Origin of the sequence: Neobacillus sp. SuZ13 (genome assembly GCF_030123365.1) — a bacterium.
Classification (GTDB): Bacteria; Bacillota; Bacilli; order Bacillales; family Cytobacillaceae; genus Neobacillus.
In genome coordinates, this window is sequence record NZ_CP126107.1 from 1,675,036 (window position 1) to 1,694,473 (window position 19,438).

Here is a 19,438-nt window from a genome sequence, read left to right on the forward strand (position 1 = left end):
ATCCACCAAATGTTTTAAGAATTTATTAGTGAAAGAGGGGTTTGATTAAGCTATGAAAAGGCTTGCAAAATGGCGTTTATTTTCGTTATTTTCGATTTTAGCGCTTGTACTCTCCGGATGTGGCGAACCGTACCTTTCCACGTTAAGGCCTGCCGGTGAAGTTGCGGAAACGCAATATGATTTAATGAAGTTAAGTACTTTAATCATGGTTGGGGTTATTATTATTGTTGCGATCATTTTTGTGTTGATCTTGGTTCGTTTTAAACGAAAGGATGACAAAATCCCCAAACAAGTAGAAGGAAGTCACAAATTAGAAATTATTTGGACTGTTGTGCCGATTCTTTTACTATTAATTCTTGCCGTTCCAACGGTTGCTGCAACCTTTAAACTTGCAGACGTATCACCAATGGATAAGAAAAATACAAAGGCGCTTGTTATTAACGTGCGCTCTCATTTATACTGGTGGGATTTCGAATATCCTGGACAGAAGATTGTGACAAGTCAGGATTTAGTTGTTCCAACGAATGAAAAAGTGTATTTTAATTTAAAATCTTCGGATGTTAAACATTCATTTTGGATTCCAGCTGTTGGTGGAAAACTTGATACCAATCCTGAAAATGTCAACAAATTCTGGTTAGAGTTTGATGATAAACAGGCAAACGAGGCAGGAAACCTCTTTTATGGGAAATGTGCAGAACTTTGTGGACCATCCCATGCTTTAATGGACTTTAAAGTAAAAGCAATCAGCAGGGACAAATTTGATGCTTGGGTTTCTTCTATGCAAAATGTGAAAGAACCACAAAAAGCTCAAGGGGCAGTTGCCACTCAAGGGCAAGAAATTTTTAATCAAAGCTGTATCGGTTGTCATGCCGTAACACCATCAAATAAAATGCCTGAGACTGCACGTCTTGCACCGAATTTATCAGATTTTGGTAATCGTTCTCGTGTAGCAGGTGTTTTGGATCATAATAAAAAAGAGGTAAAAAATTGGATCCGTAACCCGGAAACATATAAGCCTGGTAACATGATGACAGGAAAATACCCTGAAATGTCTGAAGACCAGCTTGATGCGTTAGCTGAATATTTAATGAGCTTAAAGGTTCAGCAATAAAAGGGGAATTGGTTGAAAGGGAGGTAAAATTGTGAGTACCTATGCTCAAAAAAAGGGATTTGGGGCAACTTTATGGGACTTTTTAACAACTGTTGACCATAAAAAAATCGCCATCCTATATCTCATTGCAGGTGGATTTTTCTTCTTAGTGGGCGGATTAGAGGCAATATTTATCCGCATCCAACTTGCAGTGCCGAATAATGATTTTGTAAGTGCCGGATTATTTAATGAAATTATAACAATGCACGGAACCACTATGATTTTCCTTGCTGCAATGCCACTTGTATTTGCGTTTATGAATGCAGTAATGCCATTACAAATTGGGGCACGTGACGTTGCGTTTCCTTTTGTAAATGCACTAGGATTTTGGTTATTCTTCTTCGGGGGAATATTCTTAAACCTATCATGGTTCTTAGGTGGTGCTCCTGATGCAGGTTGGACATCTTATGCGTCACTTGCACTTCACTCAAAAGGACATGGTGTAGACTTTTATATCTTAGGTTTACAGATCTCTGGTATTGGTACCTTAATTGGTGGTATTAACTTCCTTGTTACCATCATTAACATGCGAGCTCCTGGTATGACATATATGAGAATGCCTTTGTTTACTTGGACTACATTTGTTACTTCAGCACTGATTTTGTTCGCCTTTCCTCCATTAACAGTTGGTTTAGTTCTAATGATGTTCGACCGATTGTTTGGTGCGAATTTCTTCGATGTTACTTTAGGTGGTAATACGGTAATTTGGGAACATCTTTTCTGGATTTTTGGTCACCCAGAAGTATATATTTTAATACTTCCGGCATTCGGGATTTTCTCGGAGATCTTTCCAATTTTCTCAAGAAAACGTTTATTTGGTTACTCTTCCATGGTATTTGCAACTGTATTAATTGGTTTCTTAGGCTTCATGGTATGGGCTCACCATATGTTTACAACTGGGTTAGGACCTGTAGCTAATGCCATTTTCGCAGTAGCTACTATGGCAATTGGTGTACCGACAGGAATTAAAATATTTAACTGGCTGTTAACAATGTGGGGAGGAAGTGTTAAATTTACCACTCCTATGCATTGGGCAATGGCGTTTATTCCATCATTTCTTGCTGGTGGAGTAACAGGGGTAATGCTTGCCTCTGCAGCAGCAGATTATCAATACCATGATACTTATTTCGTTGTTGCTCACTTCCATTACGTTATTGTTGGTGGTGTAGTATTTGCAGTCTTTGCTGGTACTCATCTTTATTGGCCAAAAATGTTTGGAACAATGTTGAATGAAGCTTTAGGAAAAATTACTTTCTGGTTGTTCTTTATCGGGTTCCATTTAACATTCTTTATCCAACATTTCTTAGGTTTATGGGGAATGCCTCGCCGCGTATTCACATACCTTCCTGGACAAGGATTTGACAGTGCCAACATGGTAAGTTCTATTGGAGCTGCGTTTATGGGCTTAGGTGTTATTGTTATGTTATTTAACATCATTATCACTTCTGTGAAAAATGTTAAAGTTGGTAATGATCCATGGGGAGATGGAAGAACACTAGAATGGGCAATCCCTTCTCCACCACCGTTCTATAACTTTAAGCAACTTCCACTTGTTCGTGGGTTGGATGCCTACTGGTTAGAAAAAATGGATGGTAAAAAAGGAATGACTCCGGCTGAGCCGCTTGGTGATATTCATATGCCAAATTCATCTTTCTTACCGTTTATGATGGCTTTAGGATTATTCATTGCCGCCTTTGGTGCAATGTACCATATTAATGATAAGGCATGGGCTTTACCTGTAATGATTATTGGATTATTAGTAACGTTTGGTTCCATGTTCTTACGATCAGTTAAAGATGATCATGGATTCCATATCCACAAAGAGGACTTAATGGATGATGACGATAAGGGGGTTAAGGCATAATGCACGCTGATGAAAAATTTACGTATGAAACTTGGCCTGCTGCGCCAGAAAAATCGACCCTTGAATCAAAAAATAAATTTTTAGGTTTTTGGTTTTTCCTAGGGGGAGAGACAGTTCTTTTTGCCTCCCTCTTTGCCACATACCTTGCATTAAAGGATAAAGTTCCAAGTTCAAGTCATCCTTTAGCAAAGGATTTATTTGAACTGCCATTAACATTTGTTGCGACAATGCTGCTCTTAACCAGCTCATTAACAAGTGTGTACGCCATGTATCATATGAAGAACTTTGCCTTCAAAAAAATGATGGTCTGGCTTGGTCTTACAGCTCTGTTAGGTGCAGGGTTCTTAGGGCTTGAAGTTTATGAGTTTAACCATTATGTTCATGAAGGTCACACCTTTACAAGCAGTGCTTTCGGATCTGCCTTCTATACACTAGTTGGTTTCCACGGGGGCCACGTTGCTTTTGGTTTACTTTGGTGTTTAACATTAATGTTTAGAAATTCTAAACGTGGCTTAGACCTTTACAACGCTCCAAAATTCTATGTATTTAGTTTATATTGGCATTTTATTGACGTTGTTTGGGTATTTATCTTTACAGTAGTATATTTAATGGGAATGGTGGGATAAACTGATGGCTAATCAACAATTAAATTCAGGTAACCCAAGAGTAGACATTGAATATCGTCGCAGGAAAAATGCAGAAGAAATGAGATATCAATTAGTTTCTTTTGCCTTAATGATTTTCTTAACACTAATTGCTTTTGCAGCTGTATATATTAAAGGGTTTACTTCATGGTTTACTGTACCGTTTATTATTCTATTAGCAGTTGTTCAAGTTATTTTCCAACTATATTATTTTATGCATATGAGCCATAAAGGGCATGAAGCTCCATCACTATTTTTATACTCAGGTGTGTTGGTTGGAGCCATAACTATTCTTGCCTTTTCAACAATTATTTGGTGGTAATATGTTCAAAAAAAGAAAATCGGCTAAGGCCGATTTTCTTTTTTAAGAGCAAATTTATGTAAGGTTACATTTCTTTGCTTATCGTTTTGACCAAAGGTATAATAATAATATAGTTAATAATTCTTTAATTCAAAAAGAGGTGATTTGGGTGCTTACGTTGGATATATTTGGTTTTAAAGCACTTTGGAGCCCATACTTTTTACTAATCTTAATCGTAGTTACTGCAGGATATTTTGTCCTTACAACAAAATATAGAAACTGGTTTCCAGATAGTGAGCCCTTAACGAAAACACAAGGTAGTTTATTTCTATTATCAATAATCCTTCTTTATGCCATTAAGGGATCACCAATCGATTTATTAGCCCATCTTATGTTTTGGGTTCATATGATTCAAATGGCTGCTTTAGTATTGCTGGTACCACCTATATTAATTATAAGTATCCCAAATTGGGTGTGGAGGAAATTTCTTAGCCTAAATGCAGTCAATTCTGTCTTTACGGTTTTAACTAAACCGCTAATTGCATTAATCGTTTTTAATGGTTTATTTTCCTTTTATCACGTACCAATTATTTTCGACCATGTCATGCAAAATGGTTGGCTGCATGCTATTTATTCTATTTTATTATTTGTTGTTGCAATTTTCATGTGGTGGCCTTTACTTAATCAATTGCCAGAACATGAGACATTAAGTGGACTAAAAAAGGTTGGTTATATTTTTGCAGATGGTATTCTGTTAACGCCAGCTTGTGCCTTAATTATCTTTGCAGATACACCAATGTATGCGACCTATTCGGATCCACAAGTTTGGGGACAAGTAATGAGTTTATGTGTCGGTTCCGCTAATTTTGATAGCTTGAATTTAAGTGGTCCCGAGCTTTTTAGTTCAATGTCATTAATTCATGATCAGCAGCTTGGTGGGGTTTTAATGAAAATTATTCAAGAAATCATTTATGGAGTTATCCTTGGACATGTTTTCTTTGAATGGTATCGAAAAGATCAAGCTGATACAGAACAAGAAATGAAGCAGCAGCTAGATCCTTTGCTCATAAAATAATCTCCCATACTCTTGGGAGATTTTTTTACTAATGAGAGGATATTTCTTGTTTATCCATTGAATTGTTAGTGTAGTTGAACTACTATTATTGTAGAATAAAAGAAAAGAGAGGACATGGAATGAATTCCTTACCGATTTTACCTACTATCAGTACTTCATTTATTGTATTAAGTGCTATTACCGTTGCTATTGGATGGTGGCAAATAGCGCAAAGGAAAATTGAATCTCACAAAAAAACCATGTTTTTGGCTGCTATTTTTGCTGTGATCTTTTTTATCATTTATGCTTCCCGGACAATCTTTATTGGGAACACATCGTTTGGCGGGCCTGACAATATTAAAATTTATTACACCATATTTTTAATCTTTCATATAACCCTTGCGACAACAGGTGCTGTGTTCGGTGTTGTTTCAATTCTGACCGGATATAAAAATAAGCTTTCAATCCATCGTAAACTAGGTCCAATAACTAGTCTCATTTGGTTTTTTACAGCAATCACAGGTGTTGCCGTATACCTATTGCTTTATGTATTTTATCAAGGCGGTGAGACAACTTCGATGATTAAAGCAATTCTAGGACTGTAAAATAAAAAGACGCATGAATCCATGCGTCTTTTGCTCTTACAGCGCGAATTTATTTACTTCCGTTTTAACAGCATCAAGAATCTTTTTACATTGATTCACAAGTGAAGTCGGGAAGTTTTCTCCTTCACCATATTCAACACCATGTGGATAATAGTGTTTACCTAAAAGCGGTGTCATTAATTGAATGGTTGCTCTATCTGCACCAATGTCACCCTCTACCGCATGGCCGCGAACACGAAGGTAAAATACACCTTCTTTTAATTCAAACTTTCGGTCATATGTAACACGTTCGTAGTCCCATTGCCCCTCGCGAACTAAACCGTGATCTAACATAACTTCATCCAAACGGTTTAAGTCAGCCTTTAACTTCTCAATCTCAGTATTCTCGAATTTCATAAATAATCCCTCCTAAAAACAATACCATTACCCCAAAGTTTCTTTTATCAGTAAAGCAATTATAATTCAATTTTAATAATAGTTGAAAATCAATCAACTTGCAATGAATAGATTCGGGCGAATAAAACATTATTGGTTGGAAAACCTAGTATAAAGATGAGAGGAAATAATTATACCATGGGGGTAAGAAAATGGAAAATATCAGGGATATTATGACTAGCGAAGTTGAAAGTTGTACTTTATTGGATAACGTATATGAAGTTGCCTTAAAAATGAAAGAGTTAAATGTAGGTGCTATTCCAATTCTCGATCAGGAAAAGCTTGTGGGGATGATAACAGACCGTGACATTGTCGTAAGAGGCGTTGCAGAAAAACATCCTGGTTCTACCAAGGTAGAAGATATTATGAGTAACGAGCTGATTACCATTACACCTGATTCTACAAGCAAGGAAGCGGCAAAATTAATGGCTGAACATCAAATACGCCGATTGCCTGTGGTAGAAGGAGATAAATTAGTTGGAATTGTTTCATTAGGTGATTTCGCCATCCGAGAATTAACTGATGATCAAGCAAAAGTGGCTTTAACCGAAATATCTGAACAAAACTTTAATAGTGCACAACACTAGAAATTATTATATAAAAAAAATAGTCTGATTATAATTAAACGGGTACTCAGTGTACCTGTTTTCTTTTAATCAGATCATTTATCTGATATTTAAGATATTCACTATTATTATTCAAGTCAGAGATGATATAATAATTTTATCTATACATATAATGATAGAAAAAGTTCCAGAGAGGGTGAATGCCTCTGCGTATACTGTCAAAAATTTTAATCCTTTCAGCAGTTTTTTTAACCATTGGTTTCTATGTTAGTATAAACGAAAATAATGAAGATACTATTTTAATTAAAGAAAATAATACATCAGAAATTAAAGAACAAAACATAACCCAAAACCCAGTAAATAAACCTAGTAAAAAAATTGTCTCAGAAAAACCAAAAGAAGGTTTGGCTTTATTAATTGGAAAAAATGAAGAGGAATTAGAAAAGGAACTTGGTAGACCTTTACGGATTGATGAGTCTACTTATGGCTATCAGTGGTATATTTATAATCAAAACCCTAAAGGTTATTTACAAGTGGGTGTAGAAAATAAGCGTATTGTTACGATTTTTGCCATTGGTCAGAATTTAGATGTAGCACCATTTGAAATCGGACAACCAGTTGAGGAAATTTTTAATACTCACTATATTGATACGAATGTTAATCTCGAGTATAACGGAAATTCTTATCGCTTTGAACTAAACGATACAGATTTAAATCTTCGACCGATGGTGCAATTGGGTGATATTTTTGTTCAACTATATATAGATAAGTTCACCGGAAACCTCTCAAGTGTTCGTTTCTTAGATGCATCTACACTAATCAAGCAGCGTCCCTATGAGCTTGTTTATAATGGAGCCTTAATTCAGGTTCCTGAGCCTAGTGAGGAAATGCAGCGCAAGATTGAAGAAGACACCGAACAGGAGATATTTGACATAACTAATGTCTTAAGAGCAAGAAATAAATTAAAGGTATTAAAGTGGGACGAAAATGCGGCTAAAGCAGCATTTCAACACAGTAAGGACATGTCAGAAAATAATGACTTCTCACATACATCTAAGAAATTTGGAGACCTCGACAAAAGACTAAAAACAGCTGAAGTGGTTTATAAGTCTGCAGGTGAGAATATCGCGGCAAATTATACCGATGGCCCTGCTGTGGTGGAAGGCTGGCTAAATAGTAAAGGTCATCGTGAGGCACTTTTAAATAAGGATTATTCACATCTTGGAGTAGGTGTTTTTGAAGAATACTATACGCAAAATTTCATTCAAAAAATAGAACAATAAAAAGGTGACGATTAGGTCACCTTTTTTCAATAACATATTCGTTAAATAAAAATTTATTATCCTTCCACATTCCATATACTCTAATGACTTCCCCTGCTTTAAAGGAAACTTTCTGAAAGTCTTTGGTAATGGGCATTATCTTTTGGACGGTAATTAATTTTGTTTCTGTTTGCAATTTTAATGACTGAACATAAATGTAACGGTGATAATAAAACCGTTGCTTCTCTTCTATGATGCTTTTGATTTCCCCAATTAGGATTGCTTCGTGCTGAACGTGACCAGCATAAGCCCACTTGGAATCATTTTCCTTCATCTCCTTTTTTGTAAGCCAATAAAAGTAAAGGCAAATAATTGGAATGACGATGGCGGTGACCACTATGTATCAAACTCCTCCGGTCATGATTTGCTAATAATAAAGAATGTACCTGTCGCATAGGCCATTTTTTTGCCGTCACTCCGGTAGGCTTCCCCTGATATAACCATTGTTTTGCTGCCCTTATGGACTATCTCTGCTTTACAACGAAGTGTTTCTCCAATACCTGGCGCTATGTAATGGATATTCAATTGATTGGTAACAGCCCCAAATCCTTTTGGCAAATAATAATTTGCCAAACTACCCATCGCAGTGTCAAGGACAGTAGCAGTAATCCCGCCATGGACGATATCTAGGTTATTATTCAGAATTGGATGAATGGGAATGGTAATTTCACAAGTATTCTCTTCAAATTTCCTTTCCATTTGAAGAATTCCATCAATATAAGTACTACGGTTTTGACTAATTTTTTGTTTAAACCCACTTAAAAGATAGGCAATAGAATTTAAATCAGCTTCTGACCCATTTTCGATACATGTTTCTAATAATTGTCGTAAATCATCTTTCATTCTAGATACCTCTTTCAATTCTTATTCTTCTGACATCTTATCATTAACAGAAAAAATATTAAATATATTCAACTTGCGAGGTTCTTTCACATTTTGAATGATCTTTCATATTGTATTATTGGCAGTAATATGGGTTGAGGTGAGAAAAATGACACAAAAAAAATTACACCCTACCGTTATACAATTCAAAGAATTTGTTAAAAACAATCCTAAACTTGTCCAGGAAGTACGGAGGGGGAAGGCAACCTGGCAAGAGTTATATGAAGAGTGGTATTTATTGGGGGAAGAGGATACTCGCTGGGAAACGATTGGATCCAATAATGAGTCCGCTGAAGAAGAAAGCACAGAATCGAAAAGTGATTGGATTTCCACGATTATGGGGGTGGTTAAGAAAATGGACCCGAATCAGATGCAAAACCATATTAATAACTTAAGTCAGGCCCTCGGAGCGGTCCAAAGTGTACTTTCGCAATTTCAAGGAAACAATCCAGCTGGGGGCCCAGCAAAACCACAAGAAGGACCAAGACATCCCTTTTTGTTTAGAAAAGACTAATAGGAAGGGGTATTAATTTATGCGTAGAGATGTGCTTGAATATATTGAAAGTCAAAAGGATTTAAAGCAGTTTATCCGCGAACAACCCATCTGGTATCGAAAGTTATCAAGAAATCCATATGATTTACAAGCACTTGAAATTGAGTCGTTACACTATTATAAAAAGACTATTCCAGATCAAGTGAACAAATTTTCAAATAGCGTACAAATGGCTTCTATGATGTATCATATGTTTCAAGCCATGAAAACTCAAAATTAACAAAGTCCACATAATTTATTTTGTGGCTTTTTTTGTTGTTAGCAAGAAGACTAAAAAATGAAATGGAGGCGAACAATACAAGCAAAGAAGGAGTGAATCAAAATGAAAAAGCCGTTTCCGCAGGTAGTCCTTATTATCTTTTTGATTGGAATGCTTTCCGGATTTAATCATATTAAGCCAAGAACCGAAATACCTTCATTATTTGTCCATCACCAAATAAAAGGGGAAACAGTATTAGTTAATTGTATTGTTTCAGGAATTAGTTTTCGAGAAACTGATCATTCAAAGAAGAAGTTAGGAAAGCTTGTTATATGGATTGATGGTAAGAAAAAATCCGAAGTTAATGCGGCGGCATTTATTATAAAAGGGCTAACGCCGGGCAGCCATAGTGTTAAACTTGAAGTGGTCGATTTAAATAATCAACCGTATGGAATGGAAAAAGAATTTATGGTAAATATCTCTAGATAAACTGTATATTTCGCATTACTAACACTTTCATGTTAAAATATCAGTGGAGGTGGGCGTGATCGTGCTTGCTACATTAGAAAGAGTCGAATTATTGGAACAGGCTGAGCAACTAGCAAAAATGGTTCTGGAATCCGAAATTGCAGAACAATATCAAATTTGTTTATATAAATTGCAAAATAATAGGGAGTCACAGCGTAAAATAAAGCGTTTTGTTAGTCTAAAGGAATTGTATGATGAGGTTCAACGCTTTGGGAAATACCATCCTGATTATAAAAAAGTAATGACTCAAATCCGTGAAAGTAAAAGAGAAATGGATTTGGATCCACTAGTAGCGGAGTTTAAATTGGCAGAAAATGACCTGCAAGACCTTCTAGATGCCATCAGCATCATCGTAGGCGGTGCTGTCTCAGAACATATAAAAGTCCCAACCGGCAACCAGTTTTTCGAAACAAAATCTAGCCATAGCAGTGGATGTGGCGGCGGTGGCAGCTGTAATTGCGGGTGAAAAATCAGCTAAAGAAAGCTGACTTTTTCTTTTAGAGTGCGTTATTTTCTTTTGACAGCCATATAATATTGAAATGAAACAAAGTTTGAATTGAAATGAAGCGTTTTTATATGCTAGACTTAGTTAAAATGATGGTTCTGTTGAAGGGGAAATAGTATGTTTGTTCAAAGACAAGGAATGGTGGTTTGGCTTTACTCTTTAAAACAAGCTAAAATGCTTAGACGCTTCGGAAATGTACATTATGTTTCAAAAAAGCTGAAATATGTTGTACTGTATTGTAATCAACAAGAAGTAGATGAGATCATGGAAAAGTTGAATACTTTTTCGTTTGTAAAAAAAGTAGAACCTTCATATAAACCATTCTTAAGAATGGAGTATGAAAATTCAGCACCTGATAAAGCAAAAGAATATGATTATAAAATGGGTATTTAAAAAGGTGAGGGAATATTTAGTCCCTCACCTTTTCTTATTGTAGTGGTAATAAATAATGATTAAGCCTCAGAATACCAATTAGGTATTGGAAATAAAGTTCCTTTTCATAAAAGATAGAAGAGGGCTTTACCGATAGTTCGTGAATTTGTTTATTGTAAGCAGCGGCGGTTTGGGCAAAAAGTTCATACCTTTTATTAGGACAATAATTTGGATTCGGTATGCCCTCACGACAAACATAAAGCGGTTGAAACTTTCCAGGATCAGTAGGTTTTAAAATAACGACTAAGGAAGTCAGTTCCTTACCATCAATCTTTGTGTGAAGTGCAAGCAGATGTTGAAGACGGTGCTGATTGGAATTTATAAGTTCTAGTAATTCATATAAATCTGAATATCCTTCACCTAATTCAATAAAACGCTGGATCAATTAAAACGCTCCTTTATAATGGATCAATTCTTCAATACTTTATCACTTATAATGGATTTTTTGAATAAAAAGCAAAAAAAAAACCTGCAGAACTTTCTGCAGGGTCCTTCTACATCCTCTAAAGGATAGAAGGCAAAGGGAGAGGAGAAACCGGAGGAAGAACTTATGGGGAAACGTAAGTCTTCTCCGCGGTTGGCAACAACATCCTCGAATTGATGTTGTTAATTACATTATTTCCACAACCCAAAAGCTTATACGTGTTTTATGATAAAATTTCGAGATATAACAATCTTTGGTGTGTTTCGATAAAATTAATAAGATATCATCCGCAGAAATTGTCTAGTTTTTATAAATTATGGTAGGATGTATTAAGAAATTATTTCTGAAAAAAATGTGGTGATAGGTAAGTGAGAGTGGTTTCAGGCAGTTGTAAAGGAAGACCGCTGAAAGCAGTTCCAGGGAATACGACGAGGCCGACAACGGATAAGGTCAAAGAAGCTTTATTTAATATGATTGGTCCTTATTTTGATGGAGGGATCGGGTTAGACCTGTTTGCTGGCAGTGGTGGGTTAGGTTTGGAGGCACTTAGTAGAGGATTGGATAAAGTAATCTTTATTGATCGAGAGTCAAAAGCCATTCAAGTGATTCAGGAAAATATAAAAGCTTGTAAATTTGAGGACCAGGCGGAGGTGTATCGGAATGATGCTGATAGAGCACTGAAGGCCCTCATAAAAAGAGAAATCCGCTTCGATTACATATTTTTAGACCCGCCATACAAAAAACAGCAACTGGTCAGTTTAATGGAAAAGATGGATAAACAGAATGTAGTGAACGAGGATGGAATCGTTGTCTGTGAACATAGCTTTGATGTTGAATTACCAAAATCGGTGGGACGATTCAGCCAGATAAAACATGAGAAGTATGGGATAATTGCGGTAACCATTTATATCCGTACAGATATTGAGTAAGGGGGAGTCAAGTTGACAAGAATAGCCGTTTGTCCAGGAAGCTTTGATCCAATTACATATGGTCATTTAGATATTATTAGAAGAGGTGCCAAAGTATTTGATACCGTCTATGTGAGCGTTTTAAATAATTCATCTAAAAATCCGTTATTCACTGTTGATGAGCGAATGAATCTAATAAAGGCTGTAACAAAAGATCTTCCAAATGTTAAAGTAGATGTCCATTCTGGCTTACTTGTTGATTATGCCAAGGCTGTAAATGCTAATGCCATCATCCGTGGATTGCGTGCTGTTTCGGACTTTGAGTATGAAATGCAAATTACTTCAATGAACAGAGTTCTAAATGATGAGATTGAAACCTTTTTTATTATGACGAACAATCAATATTCCTTCTTAAGCTCAAGTATTGTTAAAGAAGTGGCAAAATATAACGGGGACATTTCGTCACTTGTCCCGCCAATCGTTGAAAAAGAATTACAAAAGAAGTTTATAGGGTAAATGAAAAAAAGAGCCAGGCTTGCTGCCAGCTCTTTTATTATTGTTTTTTTAAGCGGGAAAACAAAATAAGCACATACACTAAGAGTGAGATGATGGTGATAATCGGCCCAACGACCATCATTTTATGAAATAGGTGGTCCGCCCATGATCCATCCTCGAAAAAACTAACCGGCAAAGCATTTGAAGGCTGTTCATTCCCATTAAAGCGCAAATAAACAGGCTTCCATAAGATCAATGCAAACAAACTTGCGAAAATACCTTGAAGAATTCTCGCCATAAAAAATGGCTTAAATCTAATATCTGTTTGTGCCAGAATGCTTGCAACCTGGGCTTGGACACTAAAACCACTAAAGGCTAAGATAAAGCTGGTAATCATCGCTTTTTGTAAAAGGGTAGCATCTGGATTTTGACTAGTTAGTTGACTGCCTAAAGTGATCTCAAATAAACCTGAAATAAACGGAATACTTAACATTTCTGGAAAGGACAACGCTGATAGCAGCACCTCAACAGATTTTGCCAATATGGCGGTGATATGTAAATGATAAAGTATTTTGTTTATTACAGAGAATAGAATGATAAACCCGCCAACCATTAATAAGGTTTGAATGGATGAATTAACGGCATCCCCAAGTAGTTTTCCAATTGGTCGATTATCTTTTAATCTCGTTTGATGCAAAGCTGATAAAGCGGAACGGATTTTGAACTTATTCCTTTTTGATGTGATTTCATCAGGTGATTCTTTTCCATAAAAGCGCATGATTACTCCAACACAAATATTTCCCAAATAATGAGATAGTGCAAGGATAACCCCTAAATTTGGATTATAGAAAAATCCTACTGAAACAGCTCCAAAAATAAATAATGGATTTGATGAATTAGTGAAAGAAACAAGTCTTTCAGCTTCAATTCGTGTTAGCTGGCCTTCTTCTCTTAATCTTGCCGTGAACTTTGCTCCAGCAGGGAATCCAGAAGCCATACCCATCGCCCAAACAAATCCGCCCACACCAGGAACCTTAAAAAGGGGTCTCATTAACGGTTCCAATAATACACCAATAAATTTTACAACCCCGAAGCCAATTAACATTTCAGAAACAATAAAAAATGGTAATAAGGATGGAAAAACAATTTCCCACCACATATTTAGACCGCGAATGGATGCATCTAAGGACTCTTGTGGATAAAATATTAGAGAGCCAGCTAGAATGGTGACGGATATGGATAAAAAAATTGTTTTTAATTTGGACCGAAACAATGAAGAGACCTCCTCCCGAGGAAATCGTTGAACTGTGCAATCGATTAAATGAATGGTAAAATAAAGAAATATTCCATCCTGACTTGTCCTCATATAACTCAAATATACTCATAGAACGTTTATTTAGACCATAAGATTGAACGAGATTTCACTTTTACATGGAAGGAATTCGTAAAGTCCGTCAATTAAGAAATCAATTATTTTGATTAGGTATTGATAGGAGGTCTACAATTATGGAGCACCCAAAAATAGGTTTGGCGCTTGGTTCAGGAGGTGCACGCGGGTTTGCTCATTTAGGTGTCATTAAAGCATTAATAGATGCTGAAATTCCGATTCATCTAATTGCAGGCAGCAGTATGGGAGCACTAGTTGCCAGTTTTTACGGTGCAGGTATTGATATGGATCGGTTATATAAATTATCCACTGCCTTCAAGAGGAAGTACTTTTTGGACTTTACAGTTCCAAAAATGGGCTTTATTTCAGGAAAAAAAGTAAAAGAATTTATCAAGGTATTTACCCACGGGAAAAATATTGAGGAGCTTTCGATTCCAATTGGAATCGTTGCTACTGATTTATTGACGGGGGAAAAGGTGGTATTTAAAACGGGTTCTGTCGCAGAGGCTGTCCGAGCAAGCATTTCGATACCTGGAATTTTTGTACCGGAAAAATATAATGGCAGAATTCTTGTAGATGGCGGCGTATCTGATCGTGTTCCTGTTTCTGTCGCTAAGGAAATGGGGGCGGATATCGTTATCGCAGTCGATGTTTCCAGGGTAAAGCGTAATGCCGAAATTACCTCTATTTATGATGTCATCATGCAGAGCATAGATATTATGCAAGCAGAAATAATTAACAATCGGGAAATTGCTGCTAGTGTAATGATTCGCCCTCCTGTCGAAATCTATAGTTCACGAGCCTTCACAAATATAGAGGAGATTATTAATCTAGGTGAGGCAGAAGCGAAAAAACACTTAACGCAAATAAAAACCGTGATTGAACAGTGGAAGGGGTAAATACTGCGATGCGCAAAAAAATATATATAGGTTCTGCTCTAATTATTACGATTCTTTTTATTTGGGGTATGTTTTATTCATTGCCATATTATGTCTCCAAACCGGGAATGGCGAAGGAACTTGGACCAATCATTACTGTTGAAGGCGGGGATAAGGATGAAGGGAATTTTATGCTTACGACGGTTAGAATGGGTAGAGCCAATATATTCTCTTATATAGAAGCAAAGGTTAGAAATTATGAAGAGCTTTATCCACTTGATATGATATTAAATAAAAAAGAAACCGAGGAAGAATACAATGCGAGACAGCTTCATCTTATGGCGGGGTCGAAACTAAATGCAATAGAGGTAGCTTACCGGAAAGCGGGGTTGCCTGTAAAATACAAATATAAAGGGATCTATGTGGTCCAAGTGATTCCTGATATGCCTGCATATGGGAAACTTTCCGCGGGTGACCGGATTTTTAAAGTGGATGGGAAGCAATTACCTTCATCGGAAAAATTCATTGATTACGTAAGTAAGAAAAATGCGGGTGACAAGGTAGAATTAACATATTTACGAAATAAAAGTACAAAGACTGTCACATTAAAACTTCAGGCTTTTAAGGAGGATCCTCAAAAGGTTGGAATTGGGATTTCGCTCGTTGATGATAAAGAAATAGTAGTTGATCCAAAAGTTAAGGTAAAAACGGATGAAATTGGCGGACCTTCCGCAGGGTTCATGTTTTCTTTAGAAATTTATAACCAGTTGGCTGAAGGAGACTTGACAAAAGGTTATCAAATTGCAGGAACAGGGACTATCGAAGTGGACGGGACTGTTGGTCCTATTGGCGGAATTGAACAAAAAATTGTTGCAGCAGACAAGGCAGGCGCGGAAATCTTTTTAGCCCCTAATGAAAAAGGAATAAAGAATTCCAATTATCGGGATGCAGTAAAGACCGCCCGTGAGATAAAAACCAAAATGAAAATTGTTCCTATTGATACATTTGACGAAGCTGTTAGTTATTTAGAAAAGCTAAAGGAAAAATAAAAAGATGGTGCACACACATCATCTTTTTATTTTGGTTAAGTTGGGAAATATTGTTTTATTTTGGCGCCCTGTTTAACAGAGCTTTTTACTTTATATAAATAGGTGGCTGCTCATATTCTTGATGGATCATTTTATTTTTTAAATGACTTGGGATGCCGAGAGAATAAATCCGTGCTGCCTTAATATCTAGGTTAATCTCTTTTCCTTTATAAGAAGAAAGTTTCGATATTAGAGGGAGACTGAGATGAGCCTTGTTTTTATTTAGATATTCCTTGCCCCTTGTAGTCATACCAAGAAGTCTTAAATAAGAGGCTTTTTCTGAGATTATTGCCATGTCCACTTTTTTCGAATTAGTTAAAATATGAACACATAACCTCTGCAGTCTTGTCCAAGTATAACGTTTCGTTTTAATTTTCTGCATAAACTCAAGAAAAGTATCAGCCTCCCTTGCTGCAGAGAGAAGTCTATTTTCAAGCCCCTCTTCCATTTCATAAATATCTCTCAGCTCTTCCGGGCTAGCATGAATTAAACGAAATTGAAGATAACTCCAATAGTTTTCCCATTGGTGAAATACTTGATAAGATTGTAAATATTCTTTTAGCAACTGTTTGGTCGGCTGTGGTACATATTGGTCAATAGCAGATTCACCATCGCTGTCAGCAAAGATGGCTTTCCTGATACTGGTTGCACTTGCAATTGTTGCAGAGGTAAAATCTTGATCATGGTAGTTAGCATTTTTTCGAGCAATCGTCATTGGGATGACAGTCGACTTTTGTTGTTTTATAGCTTTTATGTATTCGAGTCCTAGAATATTATTTGGCTTAGCTAAATCCAAAAATTTATCCGAATCTGGCAATTGCTCATAAGCAAGGGATAAAGCTTTTGGATAACTGACACCTGTGTCCAGGTACTGTTTAATGTTTTTATTAAATGGATGATGCTTCTCTTCTAAGTATTCTATTGTTTGAAGGAAATCATTTATGTCTCCGCTTTCACTCCCGAAACAGAGGCAATGAGTGCCCACTGCATCCAACATTGACACCGCACCATTTGCAAAGGTTTCCGCTTTCTGAGTTGCAAAGCAATATGGAAGTTCAAGAACAATATCTACACCATTAAGCAATGCCATTTTAGCTCGCTGCCATTTGGATACAAGTGCAGGTTCCCCGCGTTGTAAAAAGTTACCACTCATTACTGCAATAACAATATCAGCTTCTGCTGCTTCCTTAGATGATTGTAAATGATAGGCATGCCCATTATGAAAAGGGTTGTATTCCACGATTAATCCAACAGCTCTCATTTGTACTCTCCTTATAACCTTAAATTCTCATATGCTTCCGCTTTTCTTAACATTATAGCAATATTTTAAGGAAACCAATCAAATTATATGGTAAGATATTAAGGATGTTTGCAAAAGACGTATCTGGTTAAACTAGTATAGAAAACAGGTAGGTACATTTTGCTTTTTTAATCATCTGACGGGGTGTAAAGAAAAAACATTGACAAAAAATTTATCGAAGGCTATAATTACCTTTGTTGCCTTGGGGTGATTCAATTGAAATGGACATTAAGTCAATTACAAAAATATCGAAACAAGGAATTTATTATTGATGAGATAGTTCGTGTGGACGAGATTAAACAAGATGATCCAACCATCCGAGAAGTTTCTCCGATGCATATTACTGGTCGGGGCGATATCGATTCAACCAAAGTAACATTCCATTTAACAATAGAAGGTTACTTAATACTTCCATGTTCTCGTACTTTAGTGGATGTTAAACTTCCAATTAATGTCGAAACAACTGAAACGTTTCTCTTACAAGGTTCAGTTTATGAAGCTGAAGAGGAAGCATATCAAGTGAAAGGTGAAGTGATTGATGTAATGCCAATCCTTCGAGAGATTCTTTTACTTGAGGTACCAATGCAAGTTTTTTGCGAAGATGTTAATCGTGAAGATGCTGCTCCACAATCTGGCAAGGATTGGGAAGTTGTTCATGGAGAAGATCAATCTAAAAAAATTGATCCGAGACTAGCAGGTCTCGCAAAGTTTTTCGATGAAAACAATTCTTCTTCGTAAATTTAATCGACAAATCTAAGAAGCAAAGTGAAGACCCAGAATTCCTGGCCTTCATTACTTTCTTAATACTCTTTAAGGAGGTGGGAAGAATGGCTGTACCTTTTAGAAGGACTTCTAAAACTGCAAAAAGAAAACGTCGTACTCATTTTAAATTAAACGTACCTGGTATGGTAAGCTGCCCAAACTGTGGTGAAATGAAACTTTCACACCGTGTATGTAAAGCTTGCGGAACATACAAAGGAAAAGACGTAGTGAACGACTAATTTTCGATAAGATAAAAAGCACAAGGGTTTAATTCCCTTGTGCTTTTGTCGTTTCTTTGGATTTATACATACTCATCTTTGCGAAAATAATAACGAAGGGCTGTGTTGTAGGTTGTCGTACAAGATAGAAAAGCGTGATATGGGTTTTTTGATATTTACTATTACTAGAAGTGAAAAAAGAAATGCTATTAATTTTGACGTTATGGAAGGATTGGCAGAAGCAATAAAAAGATCTTTTCACCCTGATATTAAGGCACTGGTTATTACCGGAGAAGATGATCGCGCTTTTTGTTCAGGTGGAGACTTATCTGTTTTTCACTCTCTTCGCACAAAGGAAGAAGCTTATGGGATGCTCTCAAAAATGGCAAATATTCTTTATTCGCTGCTTACACTTCCTATTCCGACGGTTGCTCTCATTAATGGAACAGCCGTTGGCGGCGGTTGTGAACTTGCGGCTGCCTGCGATTTTCGCATAGCGCGAGAAGGTATATTGGCAGGGTTTGTGCAAGGGAAGCAAGGAATAACAACGGGATGGGGAGGAGGTTCAATTTTAGCAGAGAAGTTGCCTGTTGCCAGTGCAATGAAGCTCTTAATGGAAGCAGAACTCCAAACAGCCTCATATTTAAAGGAAATTGGGTTTATTAACTCTCTATATATTGATCAATCTCTTCAGGCTTGTGAAACATACCTTGGACAATTGATATCTAGAGATGTAAATGTACTGAAATCCTATAAAAGGATTTGGATTAAAAAGTGGGAAGAAACAAATCTGCGCGAAAGAATAGAGGAAGAGGTTAGGAATTGTGCTATCTTGTGGGAAAGCGATATCCATCATGAATATGTAAGTGCGTTTATACAAAAAAACAATGAATAAAGATGAAAAACACAAGGCTTGATTAAGTCTATCTTTTCTAGTA

Annotated in this window: 26 protein-coding genes; 20 read left to right on the forward strand and 6 right to left on the reverse strand. The window is 36.5% G+C overall.

What is annotated here, in order from left to right; genetic code table 11:
- The first annotated feature begins 52 nt into the window (after window positions 1-52).
- The 6 genes from coxB to QNH17_RS08150 all read left to right on the forward strand — a co-directional run bounded on the left by coxB (window position 53) and on the right by QNH17_RS08150 (window position 5,618).
- Window positions 53-1,111, forward strand: a complete 1,059-nt coding sequence (coxB, locus tag QNH17_RS08125; RefSeq protein WP_283878212.1) for a cytochrome c oxidase subunit II — start codon at window positions 53-55, stop codon at window positions 1,109-1,111.
- A 31-nt stretch (window positions 1,112-1,142) separates the two neighbouring features.
- Window positions 1,143-3,014 carry a cytochrome c oxidase subunit I gene (gene ctaD / locus QNH17_RS08130; protein ID WP_283878213.1) on the forward strand — a complete coding sequence of 624 codons (1,872 nt, stop codon included), beginning with the start codon at window positions 1,143-1,145 and terminating at the stop codon, window positions 3,012-3,014.
- Entirely contained in the window at window positions 3,014-3,640 is a 627-nt protein-coding gene (locus tag QNH17_RS08135; RefSeq protein WP_283878214.1) for a cytochrome (ubi)quinol oxidase subunit III, read from the forward strand. The genes ctaD and QNH17_RS08135 overlap by 1 nt, the downstream gene beginning before the upstream one ends.
- A gap of 4 nt (window positions 3,641-3,644) precedes the next feature.
- Complete coding sequence (gene ctaF / locus QNH17_RS08140; protein ID WP_026566336.1) at window positions 3,645-3,980, forward strand: cytochrome c oxidase subunit IVB; 336 nt, start codon at window positions 3,645-3,647, stop codon at window positions 3,978-3,980.
- A gap of 148 nt (window positions 3,981-4,128) precedes the next feature.
- Window positions 4,129-5,034: a cytochrome c oxidase assembly factor CtaG gene (gene ctaG / locus QNH17_RS08145; protein ID WP_283878216.1), complete on the forward strand. Its 906-nt coding sequence runs from the start codon at window positions 4,129-4,131 to the stop codon at window positions 5,032-5,034.
- Between the two features lie 119 nt (window positions 5,035-5,153).
- Window positions 5,154-5,618: a DUF420 domain-containing protein gene (locus QNH17_RS08150; protein ID WP_283878218.1), complete on the forward strand. Its 465-nt coding sequence runs from the start codon at window positions 5,154-5,156 to the stop codon at window positions 5,616-5,618.
- Window positions 5,619-5,654: 36 nt separating this feature from the next.
- On the opposite strand, the gene QNH17_RS08155 is transcribed toward QNH17_RS08150, so the two are convergent.
- Window positions 5,655-6,014 (reverse strand): YugN family protein, encoded by a 360-nt coding sequence (locus QNH17_RS08155; protein WP_283878219.1) that lies wholly within the window; start codon window positions 6,012-6,014, stop codon window positions 5,655-5,657.
- A 191-nt stretch (window positions 6,015-6,205) separates the two neighbouring features.
- Here QNH17_RS08155 and QNH17_RS08160 point away from each other — a divergent pair, with 191 nt between their 5' ends.
- Both QNH17_RS08160 and QNH17_RS08165 read left to right on the forward strand, forming a co-directional pair.
- A complete protein-coding gene (locus QNH17_RS08160; protein WP_283878220.1) occupies window positions 6,206-6,640 on the forward strand; it encodes a CBS domain-containing protein in 435 nt (144 codons plus the stop codon).
- A 179-nt stretch (window positions 6,641-6,819) separates the two neighbouring features.
- Window positions 6,820-7,902, forward strand: a complete 1,083-nt coding sequence (locus QNH17_RS08165) for a CAP domain-containing protein (RefSeq protein WP_283878221.1) — start codon at window positions 6,820-6,822, stop codon at window positions 7,900-7,902.
- A gap of 16 nt (window positions 7,903-7,918) precedes the next feature.
- Here the strand turns inward: QNH17_RS08165 and QNH17_RS08170 are convergent, their stop codons facing one another.
- Window positions 7,919-8,278 (reverse strand): hypothetical protein, encoded by a 360-nt coding sequence (locus QNH17_RS08170; RefSeq protein WP_283878222.1) that lies wholly within the window; start codon window positions 8,276-8,278, stop codon window positions 7,919-7,921.
- Between the two features lie 20 nt (window positions 8,279-8,298).
- Window positions 8,299-8,784, reverse strand: a complete 486-nt coding sequence (locus QNH17_RS08175) for a PaaI family thioesterase (RefSeq protein WP_283878223.1) — start codon at window positions 8,782-8,784, stop codon at window positions 8,299-8,301.
- A gap of 148 nt (window positions 8,785-8,932) precedes the next feature.
- Between QNH17_RS08175 and QNH17_RS08180 the strand changes: the two genes are divergently transcribed.
- From QNH17_RS08180 to QNH17_RS08200, 5 genes are all read left to right on the forward strand, one after another.
- Window positions 8,933-9,337, forward strand: coding sequence for a YlbD family protein (locus tag QNH17_RS08180; protein WP_283878224.1), 405 nt, complete (start codon window positions 8,933-8,935; stop codon window positions 9,335-9,337).
- A 19-nt stretch (window positions 9,338-9,356) separates the two neighbouring features.
- Entirely contained in the window at window positions 9,357-9,596 is a 240-nt protein-coding gene (locus QNH17_RS08185; RefSeq protein ID WP_144548817.1) for a YlbE-like family protein, read from the forward strand.
- Window positions 9,597-9,698: 102 nt separating this feature from the next.
- Complete coding sequence (locus QNH17_RS08190; RefSeq protein WP_283878225.1) at window positions 9,699-10,064, forward strand: hypothetical protein; 366 nt, start codon at window positions 9,699-9,701, stop codon at window positions 10,062-10,064.
- A gap of 61 nt (window positions 10,065-10,125) precedes the next feature.
- Complete coding sequence (locus QNH17_RS08195; protein WP_144548821.1) at window positions 10,126-10,569, forward strand: YlbF/YmcA family competence regulator; 444 nt, start codon at window positions 10,126-10,128, stop codon at window positions 10,567-10,569.
- Window positions 10,570-10,725: 156 nt separating this feature from the next.
- Entirely contained in the window at window positions 10,726-11,001 is a 276-nt protein-coding gene (locus QNH17_RS08200) for a YlbG family protein (protein ID WP_283878226.1), read from the forward strand.
- A 34-nt stretch (window positions 11,002-11,035) separates the two neighbouring features.
- Here the strand turns inward: QNH17_RS08200 and QNH17_RS08205 are convergent, their stop codons facing one another.
- Window positions 11,036-11,425 carry a DUF7147 family protein gene (locus QNH17_RS08205; protein WP_283878227.1) on the reverse strand — a complete coding sequence of 130 codons (390 nt, stop codon included), beginning with the start codon at window positions 11,423-11,425 and terminating at the stop codon, window positions 11,036-11,038.
- A gap of 407 nt (window positions 11,426-11,832) precedes the next feature.
- Between QNH17_RS08205 and rsmD the strand changes: the two genes are divergently transcribed.
- Window positions 11,833-12,393 carry a 16S rRNA (guanine(966)-N(2))-methyltransferase RsmD gene (gene rsmD, locus QNH17_RS08210; protein ID WP_283878228.1) on the forward strand — a complete coding sequence of 187 codons (561 nt, stop codon included), beginning with the start codon at window positions 11,833-11,835 and terminating at the stop codon, window positions 12,391-12,393.
- A 12-nt stretch (window positions 12,394-12,405) separates the two neighbouring features.
- Window positions 12,406-12,888: a pantetheine-phosphate adenylyltransferase gene (gene coaD, locus QNH17_RS08215; RefSeq protein WP_283878229.1), complete on the forward strand. Its 483-nt coding sequence runs from the start codon at window positions 12,406-12,408 to the stop codon at window positions 12,886-12,888.
- A gap of 37 nt (window positions 12,889-12,925) precedes the next feature.
- On the opposite strand, the gene ylbJ is transcribed toward coaD, so the two are convergent.
- Window positions 12,926-14,140: a sporulation integral membrane protein YlbJ gene (gene ylbJ / locus QNH17_RS08220; RefSeq protein ID WP_283878230.1), complete on the reverse strand. Its 1,215-nt coding sequence runs from the start codon at window positions 14,138-14,140 to the stop codon at window positions 12,926-12,928.
- A 233-nt stretch (window positions 14,141-14,373) separates the two neighbouring features.
- On the opposite strand from ylbJ, the gene QNH17_RS08225 reads away from it, so the two are divergent.
- A complete protein-coding gene (locus QNH17_RS08225) occupies window positions 14,374-15,153 on the forward strand; it encodes a patatin-like phospholipase family protein (RefSeq protein ID WP_283878232.1) in 780 nt (259 codons plus the stop codon).
- Between the two features lie 8 nt (window positions 15,154-15,161).
- Window positions 15,162-16,181, forward strand: a complete 1,020-nt coding sequence (locus QNH17_RS08230) for a SepM family pheromone-processing serine protease (RefSeq protein ID WP_283878233.1) — start codon at window positions 15,162-15,164, stop codon at window positions 16,179-16,181.
- 85 nt (window positions 16,182-16,266) lie between these two features.
- On the opposite strand, the gene QNH17_RS08235 is transcribed toward QNH17_RS08230, so the two are convergent.
- Window positions 16,267-17,481 carry a nucleotidyltransferase gene (locus QNH17_RS08235; protein WP_283878234.1) on the reverse strand — a complete coding sequence of 405 codons (1,215 nt, stop codon included), beginning with the start codon at window positions 17,479-17,481 and terminating at the stop codon, window positions 16,267-16,269.
- Between the two features lie 255 nt (window positions 17,482-17,736).
- Between QNH17_RS08235 and QNH17_RS08240 the strand changes: the two genes are divergently transcribed.
- The 3 genes from QNH17_RS08240 to QNH17_RS08250 all read left to right on the forward strand — a co-directional run bounded on the left by QNH17_RS08240 (window position 17,737) and on the right by QNH17_RS08250 (window position 19,395).
- Window positions 17,737-18,258 carry a YceD family protein gene (locus QNH17_RS08240; protein WP_144548856.1) on the forward strand — a complete coding sequence of 174 codons (522 nt, stop codon included), beginning with the start codon at window positions 17,737-17,739 and terminating at the stop codon, window positions 18,256-18,258.
- An 89-nt stretch (window positions 18,259-18,347) separates the two neighbouring features.
- Complete coding sequence (gene rpmF / locus QNH17_RS08245; RefSeq protein WP_026566356.1) at window positions 18,348-18,521, forward strand: 50S ribosomal protein L32; 174 nt, start codon at window positions 18,348-18,350, stop codon at window positions 18,519-18,521.
- 112 nt (window positions 18,522-18,633) lie between these two features.
- Window positions 18,634-19,395 (forward strand): enoyl-CoA hydratase/isomerase family protein, encoded by a 762-nt coding sequence (locus QNH17_RS08250; protein WP_283878235.1) that lies wholly within the window; start codon window positions 18,634-18,636, stop codon window positions 19,393-19,395.
- Window positions 19,396-19,438 lie beyond the last annotated feature (43 nt).

Coding starts and splice junctions, on each gene's coding strand:
- coxB (WP_283878212.1), top strand. CDS start 53: ATGAAAAGGCTTGCAAAATGGCGTTTATTTTCGTTATTTTCGATTTTA.
- QNH17_RS08135 (WP_283878214.1), top strand. CDS start 3,014: ATGCACGCTGATGAAAAATTTACGTATGAAACTTGGCCTGCTGCGCCA.
- ctaF (WP_026566336.1), top strand. CDS start 3,645: ATGGCTAATCAACAATTAAATTCAGGTAACCCAAGAGTAGACATTGAA.
- QNH17_RS08150 (WP_283878218.1), top strand. CDS start 5,154: ATGAATTCCTTACCGATTTTACCTACTATCAGTACTTCATTTATTGTA.
- QNH17_RS08155 (WP_283878219.1), bottom strand. CDS start 6,014: ATGAAATTCGAGAATACTGAGATTGAGAAGTTAAAGGCTGACTTAAAC.
- QNH17_RS08160 (WP_283878220.1), top strand. CDS start 6,206: ATGGAAAATATCAGGGATATTATGACTAGCGAAGTTGAAAGTTGTACT.
- QNH17_RS08165 (WP_283878221.1), top strand. CDS start 6,820: ATGCCTCTGCGTATACTGTCAAAAATTTTAATCCTTTCAGCAGTTTTT.
- QNH17_RS08175 (WP_283878223.1), bottom strand. CDS start 8,784: ATGAAAGATGATTTACGACAATTATTAGAAACATGTATCGAAAATGGG.
- QNH17_RS08180 (WP_283878224.1), top strand. CDS start 8,933: ATGACACAAAAAAAATTACACCCTACCGTTATACAATTCAAAGAATTT.
- QNH17_RS08185 (WP_144548817.1), top strand. CDS start 9,357: ATGCGTAGAGATGTGCTTGAATATATTGAAAGTCAAAAGGATTTAAAG.
- QNH17_RS08190 (WP_283878225.1), top strand. CDS start 9,699: ATGAAAAAGCCGTTTCCGCAGGTAGTCCTTATTATCTTTTTGATTGGA.
- QNH17_RS08200 (WP_283878226.1), top strand. CDS start 10,726: ATGTTTGTTCAAAGACAAGGAATGGTGGTTTGGCTTTACTCTTTAAAA.
- QNH17_RS08225 (WP_283878232.1), top strand. CDS start 14,374: ATGGAGCACCCAAAAATAGGTTTGGCGCTTGGTTCAGGAGGTGCACGC.
- QNH17_RS08230 (WP_283878233.1), top strand. CDS start 15,162: ATGCGCAAAAAAATATATATAGGTTCTGCTCTAATTATTACGATTCTT.
- QNH17_RS08235 (WP_283878234.1), bottom strand. CDS start 17,481: ATGAGAGCTGTTGGATTAATCGTGGAATACAACCCTTTTCATAATGGG.
- rpmF (WP_026566356.1), top strand. CDS start 18,348: ATGGCTGTACCTTTTAGAAGGACTTCTAAAACTGCAAAAAGAAAACGT.